Source organism: Streptomyces sp. CNQ085, from assembly GCF_022614595.1.
Classification (GTDB): domain Bacteria; phylum Actinomycetota; class Actinomycetes; order Streptomycetales; family Streptomycetaceae; genus Streptomyces.
In genome coordinates this window covers 1-7,637 of the sequence record NZ_JAJFAU010000193.1, presented here as the reverse complement: position 1 = coordinate 7,637, position 7,637 = coordinate 1, and the positions used below count along the sequence as shown (strand labels likewise).

The following is a 7,637-nucleotide window of genomic DNA, read 5'->3' as shown; positions in this document are numbered from 1 at the left end:
GTGCCGCCCTCTCCGCCGTGCGCGCGGTGCGCGCCCGGCGGGAACCGCCGATCCGCGGGAGCGGATCAGAAGTCCATGCCACCGCCCATACCGGCAGCGGCCGCGGCGTCGGCGCCGGCGGCGGCCTTCTCCGGCTTGTCGGCGATGACGGCCTCGGTGGTGAGGAAGAGCGCCGCGATGGAGGCGGCGTTCTGCAGCGCGGAGCGGGTGACCTTGGCCGGGTCGATGATGCCCTCGGCGATCATGTCCACGTAGTCACCGGTCGCGGCGTTCAGACCGTGACCCGGGGTCAGGTTGCGCACCTTCTCCACGATGACGCCGCCCTCGAGGCCGGCGTTGACCGCGATCTGCTTCAGCGGGGCCTCCAGCGCGGCCTTGACCGCGGAGGCACCGGTGGCCTCGTCGCCGTCGAGCTCCAGCTTCTCGAAGACCGCGGAGGCCTGCAGCAGGGCCACGCCACCGCCGGCGACGATGCCCTCCTCGACGGCCGCCTTGGCGTTGCGCACCGCGTCCTCGATGCGGTGCTTGCGCTCCTTCAGCTCCACCTCGGTGGCGGCGCCGGCCTTGATGACGGCCACGCCGCCGGCCAGCTTCGCCAGACGCTCCTGGAGCTTCTCGCGGTCGTAGTCGGAGTCGGAGTTCTCGATCTCGGCGCGGATCTGGTTCACGCGGCCGTTGACCTGCTCGCTGTCACCGGCACCGTCGACGATGGTGGTCTCGTCCTTGGTGATGACGATCTTGCGGGCGCGGCCCAGCAGCTCCAGACCGGCGTTCTCCAGCTTGAGGCCGACCTCCTCGGAGATGACCTGGCCACCGGTGAGGATGGCGATGTCGCCGAGCATGGCCTTGCGGCGGTCGCCGAAGCCCGGGGCCTTGACGGCGACGGACTTGAAGGTGCCGCGGATCTTGTTGACCACCAGGGTGGACAGGGCCTCGCCCTCGACGTCCTCGGCGATGATCAGCAGCGGCTTGCCGGCCTGCATGACCTTCTCCAGCAGCGGGAGCAGGTCCTTGACAGCGCTGATCTTGGAGTTGGCGATCAGGATGTAGGGGTCCTCCAGGACCGCCTCCATCCGCTCCATGTCGGTGGCGAAGTAGGCGGAGATGTAGCCCTTGTCGAAGCGCATGCCCTCGGTGAGCTCGAGCTCCAGGCCGAAGGTCTGCGACTCCTCGACGGTGATGACGCCTTCCTTGCCGACCTTGTCCATGGCCTCGGCGATCAGCTCGCCGATCTGGGTGTCGGCGGCGGAGATGGAGGCGGTCGAGGCGATCTGCTCCTTGGTCTCCACCTCCTTGGCCTGCTCCAGCAGGGCGGCGGAGACGGCCTCGGTGGCCTTCTCGATGCCGCGCTTGAGGGCCATCGGGTTGGCGCCGGCGGCGACGTTGCGCAGACCCTCGCGGACCAGCGCCTGGGCCAGGACGGTCGCGGTGGTCGTACCGTCACCGGCGACATCGTCGGTCTTCTTCGCGACCTCCTTGACCAGCTCGGCGCCGATCTTCTCGTACGGGTCCTCGAGCTCGATCTCCTTGGCGATGGAGACACCATCGTTGGTGATCGTGGGGGCGCCCCACTTCTTCTCAAGGACGACGTTGCGGCCCTTGGGGCCGAGTGTGACCTTGACGGCGTCGGCGAGCTGGTTCATCCCGCGCTCGAGGCCGCGCCGCGCCTCCTCGTCGAACGCGATGGTCTTGGCCATGTGAAGTGGTCCTCCCTGGGGTTCCCCATGCCGAAGGCCAGGGGCGGGTTGGGATGTCTCCGGACCGCTCTGGCGCCCGCGACGGACGGCCCACCCGCCCGGCGGCTCCTTGCTCCACCGGGCTTGCGGACCTCACCGAACCGGTCCTTGCTTTGTCACTCTCACCTTCGGAGTGCTAACGCCAATGATTAGCACTCGACCCCTCCGAGTGCAAGCGCGCCAGGGTTCCGCGTGCCCGTACCCCCGGGTAGGGGACGGGTGCGGGGGGCGCGGACAGGCCAGCGCGCGCCGGCGCACCGGACGCGCGACAGGAGGGCCCGCGTCCCCTTGCGGGGACGCGGGCCCTCCTGTGCCGTCTACTGCTGATGTGCGTCGTGGTGCGTGTGTCCGGCGCTTCAGGCCGTCACGCGGACCATGTCCGCCTGCGGGCCCTTCTGGCCCTGCGAGATCTCGAACTCGACCCGCTGCCCTTCCTCAAGGGTGCGGTATCCGTCCATCTGGATCGCGCTGTAGTGGACGAACACGTCCGCCCCACCGTCGACCGCGATGAAGCCGTATCCCTTCTCCGCGTTGAACCACTTGACGGTGCCTTGAGCCATTTCCTAACTCCCCTATTGCCGGCCCTTGCGCGAGTCCGCACTCCGCGGACCCGGGTCGGTCACCACCCCCCGGCGAGAGGGGACGGCGTGCGCCGGAACGCGTCGACCGCGGCTGAATGTATCTGGGCAGACGCCCTCCGCAACAGGTCTGTCGGACGAGAATTCCGGTCATGCCGGATTGCCGACAAGCACATGAACGGCAGGAAAGCGGGGCAACCCGGGCCGGGCATGGCGGACCAACACGACAATTCACGCGATAAATTGAGGCGCAGGTTGTCGCGTTCTCATGGGCGCCGAGCGCACATTCGGGGGGAGGCCCGCTCACTCTATCGCTCTTCGAGCTGCGGAATTACCAGTTCCGCTTGCCACGCTTGGTACACGCCCCTCCCCCGGAGGACACGTGCGCGGTGTCGCGTGCGGCGCCGGGTGCTCTCCCGGTCAGCAGCCGCCCGCGACGGCCGGGATGATGGAGACGCCCGAGCCGTCCGGCGTCGGCGTCCGCAGACCGTCGGCGAAGCGGACGTCGTCGTCGTCGACGTAGACGTTCACGAAGCGGCGCAGCTTGCCGGAGTCGTCCAGCACCCGGGCGGAGATGCCCTGGTGGTTCTTCTCCAGGTCCGCGATGACCTCGGCGAGCGTGGCGCCCTCGGCGGGCACCTCGGCCCGGCCGCCGGTGTGGGTGCGCAGGATGGTCGGGATTCGGACGGTGACGCTCATGCCAGGCCAGCCTCTCGGAAGGAGTCCAGGTCGGGACGGATGATCGCGGACGGTCCGGTGGTCGGGGCCACCGCGTCCAGGGTCTTGAGGCCGTCGCCGGTGTTGAGGACGACGGTGGTCAGGGTCGGGTCGAGCACGCCGGCCTCGATCAGCTTCCTCGTCACGCCGACGGTCACGCCGCCCGCGGTCTCCGCGAAGACGCCCTCGGTCCGGGCCAGCAGCTTGATCGCGTCGACGATCTGCCCGTCGTTCACGTCCTCCACCGCGCCACCGGTGCGGCGGGCGATGTCCAGCACGTACGGGCCGTCGGCCGGATTGCCGATGGCCAGCGACTTGGCGATGGTGTCCGGCTTCACCGGCCGCACCACGTCGTGGCCGTCCTTGAAGGCCCGCGCCACCGGCGAGCAGCCCTCGGCCTGGGCGCCGAAGATCTTGTAGGGCCGGTCCTCGACCAGCCCCAGGGTGATCAGCTCGCGCAGCCCCTTGTCGATCTTGGTGAGCTGGGAGCCGGAGGCGATCGGGACGACGAGCTGGTCCGGCAGCCGCCAGCCGAGCTGCTCGCAGATCTCGTACGCCAGGGTCTTGGAACCCTCCGCGTAGTACGGGCGGAGGTTGACGTTGACGAAGCCCCAGCTCTCCCCGGCCGGGTCCCCGATCAGCTCCGAGCAGAAGCGGTTCACATCGTCGTAGGTGCCCTCGACGCCCACCAGGTCGCCGCCGTAGACCGCGGCCATGACGACCTTGCCCTGCTCCAGGTCGTGCGGGATGAACACGCACGAGCGCAGGCCCGCGCGGGCCGCCGCGGCGCCGACGGCGCCGGCGAGGTTACCGGTGGAGGAGCACGACAGGGTGGTGAAGCCGAAGGCGCGGGCGGCCTCGACGGCGACGGCCACCACACGGTCCTTGAAGGAGTGCGTGGGGTTGCCGGAGTCGTCCTTGACGTACAGGCCGCCGGTGACACCCAGCTCGCGGGCGAGGTTGTCGGCCTCGACCAGCCTGGTGAAGCCCGGGTTCAGATTGGGCTTGTCCGCCACGCCGGCCGGGACCGGAAGCAGCGGGGCGTAGCGCCAGATGCTGTCCGGGCCGGCCTCGATCCGCTTCCGCAGCCCCTCCGGGTCGCCCCCGGGAAGGTCGTACGCGATCTCCAGAGGGCCGAAACACGCCTCACAGGCGAAGACCGGCCCGAGCGGGAAGCGCTCACCGCACTCGCGGCAGGAGAGCGCCGCGGCGGGACCGAGTGAAAGGTCAGTGTTGGTTGCAACAGTCTGCACAGCCATGGTGGCGAGGCCCTTTCTCCTCATCTTCCCCGCGACGGCTTTCGCCGCAGGACGGAATTGGCACCTTCCCCACCGTGGCCTCGGACTGTTGTGCACGAGTGCCGGCGGGAGGGTTGCCGGGGCTTCAACGGGCCGTTCCCTCTGCCCCTCTGGATGAGCTCTATGGCGCCGGCCGATCTTCTGACCGGTGCGTTTGTGCACGCCGGGGCCCCCGAGATGCGGAACTCCCGTGCGTCGTCCAAGACTGTAACCGAAGCCCTCGGCCGCGAGGCCGCCCGTCCGAACCGCGAGACGAGAGGCACACGGGGCCCGCGTGGGCGCCCTCCGGGAGACGGATCCGGGCGAATGCCCCGGAAACATGCCCGAAAGCGGGCATGGACCGCCGGTCCCGGGCAACCACGGTCCGACCACGGCCGGTGTCCGACCCGCACCCGATCCGCACCGCGACCGACAGCAGCAGACACGCCGGGATCACCCGGGCGAACCCGGTCCCGCAGAATGCCTGGGACCGCCGGAGCGGCGGGGTCCGCCGGGAACACCGGGGTGACCGGGGATGCCGGAACCGCTGAGGACCGGCAAGGACCGGCAAGGACCGGCAAGGACCGTCGAGGACAGGGAGGCACACGTGCTGGATGAGGTCGACCACTGGCTGGAACGACGCTCATGGAGCGCTGCCGAACGTCCGCTGTCCCGGCTGCTGGCCGCGAAGCGGGCGGCCGGACCGGCGGGCAGCGTGAGCGTGGTGCTTCCGGCGCTGAACGAGGAGGCGACGGTCGGGGACATCGTCGCCGCGATCCGCCGCGGGCTGATGACCGAGGACATGCCACTGGTCGACGAGCTGGTGGTGGTGGACTCCGGCTCCACCGACCGCACCTCCGAGGTGGCCGCCGCCGCGGGCGCGAAGGTGGTGCACCGCGACGAGGTGCTGCCCCGGCTGCCCGCGGTGCCGGGCAAGGGCGAGGTGCTGTGGCGGTCGCTGCTGGCCACCAGCGGCGAGATCGTCTGCTTCGTCGACGCGGATCTGCGGGAGTTCGACACCACGTTCGTGTCGGGCATCGTCGGGCCGCTGTTGACCGATCCGGGCCTGGCGATGGTCAAGGCGATGTACGACCGTGCCATCGGCGACAGCCCGGCCGGCGGCGGCCGGGTCACCGAGCTGGTCGCCCGCCCGCTGCTCAACCTGTACTGGCCGCGGCTGGCGGGCTTCGTCCAGCCGCTGGGCGGCGAGTACGCGGCACGGCGCTCCCTGCTGGAGCGGCTCAGCTTCCCCGTCGGCTACGGCGTCGAACTGGGCCTGCTGGTGGACGCGCTGCACACCGCCGGGCTCGAGGCGCTCGCGCAGGTGGACGTGGGCGTGCGCAGGCACCGCAACCAGGACGGGCTGGCGCTGGGGCGGATGGCCGCGGCGATACACCGCACCGCCCATGTGCGGCAGGCGCGCGGCCCGCTGACACGCCCGGTGCTCACGCAGTTCGAGCGGGTCCCCGGGGGCGGGTTCGTCCCCCACACCCACCCGGTGGACACCGAGGAGCGTCCGCCGATGCGCACGGTCCCCGAGTACGCCGCCCGCCGCACCGCCGCGTGAGAGGGGGTACCCCGGCCCGGCGCGCACCGGTGAAGCACGTACACGGCCCGGCGCGCGCCGTACCAGCCGCTCCCGCGCCCGCCCGGTGCGGGAGCTACCCGCGTGCGCCGCCGCGCACCCCCGGCCGGCCCTGTCGGACCCGTACGACGAGAACCGTACGTTTGAGCGGTACGGACAGCGGCTAGGTTCCGCTCATGGTCACTCGGCACCAGGTACTCGTCGCCTCCAATCGCGGGCCCGTCTCCCACACGCTCGGCGAGGGGGGCGAGCTGACCGTCAAACGCGGCGGCGGCGGGCTGGTCTCCGGCCTGTCGGCCGTCAAGGGCGACGCGGTGTGGGTCTGCGCGGCGCTGGGCGAGGGCGACCGCGAGGCGGTGCGCCGCACGGGCGGCGAGCTGGACCCGGCGGACACCGGCGGCCAGCAGGTGCGGATGCTCGACATCGCCCCCGATGTCTTCGCGGACGCCTACAACGGCATCGCCAACTCCGTGCTGTGGTTCGTCCACCACATGCTGTACCAGACCCCGCTGGAGCCCGTCTTCGACGCGGACTTCGAGCGGCAGTGGCGCTCCTACGAGGCGTACAACGCGGCGTTCGCCGACGCGCTGGCCCAGGAGGCCGCCGACGGCGCGGCCGTCCTCGTGCAGGACTACCACCTCACCCTCGTCCCGGCCATGCTGCGCGAGCGGCGGCCCGACCTGCGCATCGGCCACTTCTCGCACACCCCCTGGGCGCCGCCGGACTACTTCCGGATACTGCCGGACGACCCGGACGGCGGGGTGGCCGCCGAGGTGCTGCGCGGCATCCTGGGCGCCGACCGGGCCGCCTTCCTCACCCGGCGCTGGGCAGGCGCCTTCGCCGACTGCTGCGTGAAGCTGCTGGGCGCGGAGGTCTCCGTGGTCGACGGCGGCGAGATGATCGTCACCCACGAGGGCCGCGAGACGCGCATAGGCGTTCACGGCCTGGGCGCCGACGCCGAGTTCCTGCGCGAGCGCTCCCGGCGGCCGGACGTGGAGGGCCGGATCGCGCTGCTGCGCGATCAGATCGGCCGCGGGCCCGACGGCGAGCCGCGCAGGACGATCGTGCGCGTGGACCGCACCGAGCTGTCCAAGAACATCGTCCGCGGCCTGCTCGCCTACCGGCGGCTGCTGACGGACCGCCCCCAGTGGCGCGGCCGGGTCGTGCACGTCGCCTTCGCCTACCCCTCCCGCCAGGACCTGGCGGTCTACCGCGACTACACCGACGAGGTCGCCCGCGTCGCCGAAGGGATCAACGCGGAGTTCGGCGAGGGCGACTGGACGCCGGTCGAGCTGCACCTCAAGGACGACTTCGCGCGTTCCCTGGCGGCCTACCGGCTGGCCGACGTCGCCCTGGTCAACCCGGTCCGGGACGGCATGAACCTGGTGGCCAAGGAGATCCCCGTGCTCTCCGACGGCGGCTGCGCGCTGGTCCTCTCCCGTGAGGCGGGGGCCTTCGCCGAACTGGCCGAGGACGCCATCACCGTCAACCCCTACGACATCGGCGCCACGGCAGACGCCCTGCACCAGGCACTGACGATGGACGCGGACGAGCGCGCCGAGCGCACCGAGCGCCTGGCCGCGGCGGCCACGGCCCTGCCGCCCACGAAGTGGTTCCTGGACCAGCTGAACGCGCTGCGCGACTGACGCCTGCCGCGGCCCGCCTCCGGGCGCACCCGCGGGCACGCCCGGAGGGGCCCGCCGCGGGTGCCCGGGGGAAGCGCCACCGGTCCGCGGGCCGTACC

At 71.5% G+C, this 7,637-nt stretch carries 6 protein-coding genes and 1 riboswitch; of the genes, 2 read left to right on the top strand and 4 right to left on the bottom strand.

Annotation, left to right across the window (positions count from 1 at the left end):
- Positions 1 to 65 precede the first annotated feature (65 nt).
- From groL to thrC, 4 genes are all read right to left on the bottom strand, one after another.
- A complete protein-coding gene (groL, locus tag LJ221_RS22305; RefSeq protein WP_241718511.1) occupies positions 66 to 1,697 on the bottom strand; it encodes a chaperonin GroEL in 1,632 nt (543 codons plus the stop codon).
- Positions 1,698 to 2,092: 395 nt separating this feature from the next.
- A complete protein-coding gene (locus tag LJ221_RS22300; protein WP_004986573.1) occupies positions 2,093 to 2,296 on the bottom strand; it encodes a cold-shock protein in 204 nt (67 codons plus the stop codon).
- A gap of 438 nt (positions 2,297 to 2,734) precedes the next feature.
- A complete protein-coding gene (locus tag LJ221_RS22295; protein WP_241718510.1) occupies positions 2,735 to 3,013 on the bottom strand; it encodes a MoaD/ThiS family protein in 279 nt (92 codons plus the stop codon).
- Positions 3,010 to 4,290, bottom strand: coding sequence for a threonine synthase (gene thrC, locus LJ221_RS22290; RefSeq protein ID WP_241718509.1), 1,281 nt, complete (start codon positions 4,288 to 4,290; stop codon positions 3,010 to 3,012). The genes LJ221_RS22295 and thrC overlap by 4 nt, the downstream gene beginning before the upstream one ends.
- A 17-nt stretch (positions 4,291 to 4,307) precedes the next feature.
- A riboswitch (SAM riboswitch) is annotated at positions 4,308 to 4,450 on the bottom strand.
- 465 nt (positions 4,451 to 4,915) lie between these two features.
- On the opposite strand from thrC, the gene LJ221_RS22285 reads away from it, so the two are divergent.
- Together LJ221_RS22285 and LJ221_RS22280 are read left to right on the top strand one after the other, a co-directional pair.
- Positions 4,916 to 5,875, top strand: a complete 960-nt coding sequence (locus tag LJ221_RS22285) for a glucosyl-3-phosphoglycerate synthase (RefSeq protein ID WP_241718508.1) — start codon at positions 4,916 to 4,918, stop codon at positions 5,873 to 5,875.
- Positions 5,876 to 6,069: 194 nt separating this feature from the next.
- Complete coding sequence (locus LJ221_RS22280) at positions 6,070 to 7,539, top strand: trehalose-6-phosphate synthase (RefSeq protein ID WP_241718507.1); 1,470 nt, start codon at positions 6,070 to 6,072, stop codon at positions 7,537 to 7,539.
- Positions 7,540 to 7,637 lie beyond the last annotated feature (98 nt).

Coding starts and splice junctions, on each gene's coding strand:
- groL (WP_241718511.1), bottom strand. CDS start 1,697: ATGGCCAAGACCATCGCGTTCGACGAGGAGGCGCGGCGCGGCCTCGAG.
- LJ221_RS22300 (WP_004986573.1), bottom strand. CDS start 2,296: ATGGCTCAAGGCACCGTCAAGTGGTTCAACGCGGAGAAGGGATACGGC.
- LJ221_RS22295 (WP_241718510.1), bottom strand. CDS start 3,013: ATGAGCGTCACCGTCCGAATCCCGACCATCCTGCGCACCCACACCGGC.
- thrC (WP_241718509.1), bottom strand. CDS start 4,290: ATGGCTGTGCAGACTGTTGCAACCAACACTGACCTTTCACTCGGTCCC.
- LJ221_RS22280 (WP_241718507.1), top strand. CDS start 6,070: ATGGTCACTCGGCACCAGGTACTCGTCGCCTCCAATCGCGGGCCCGTC.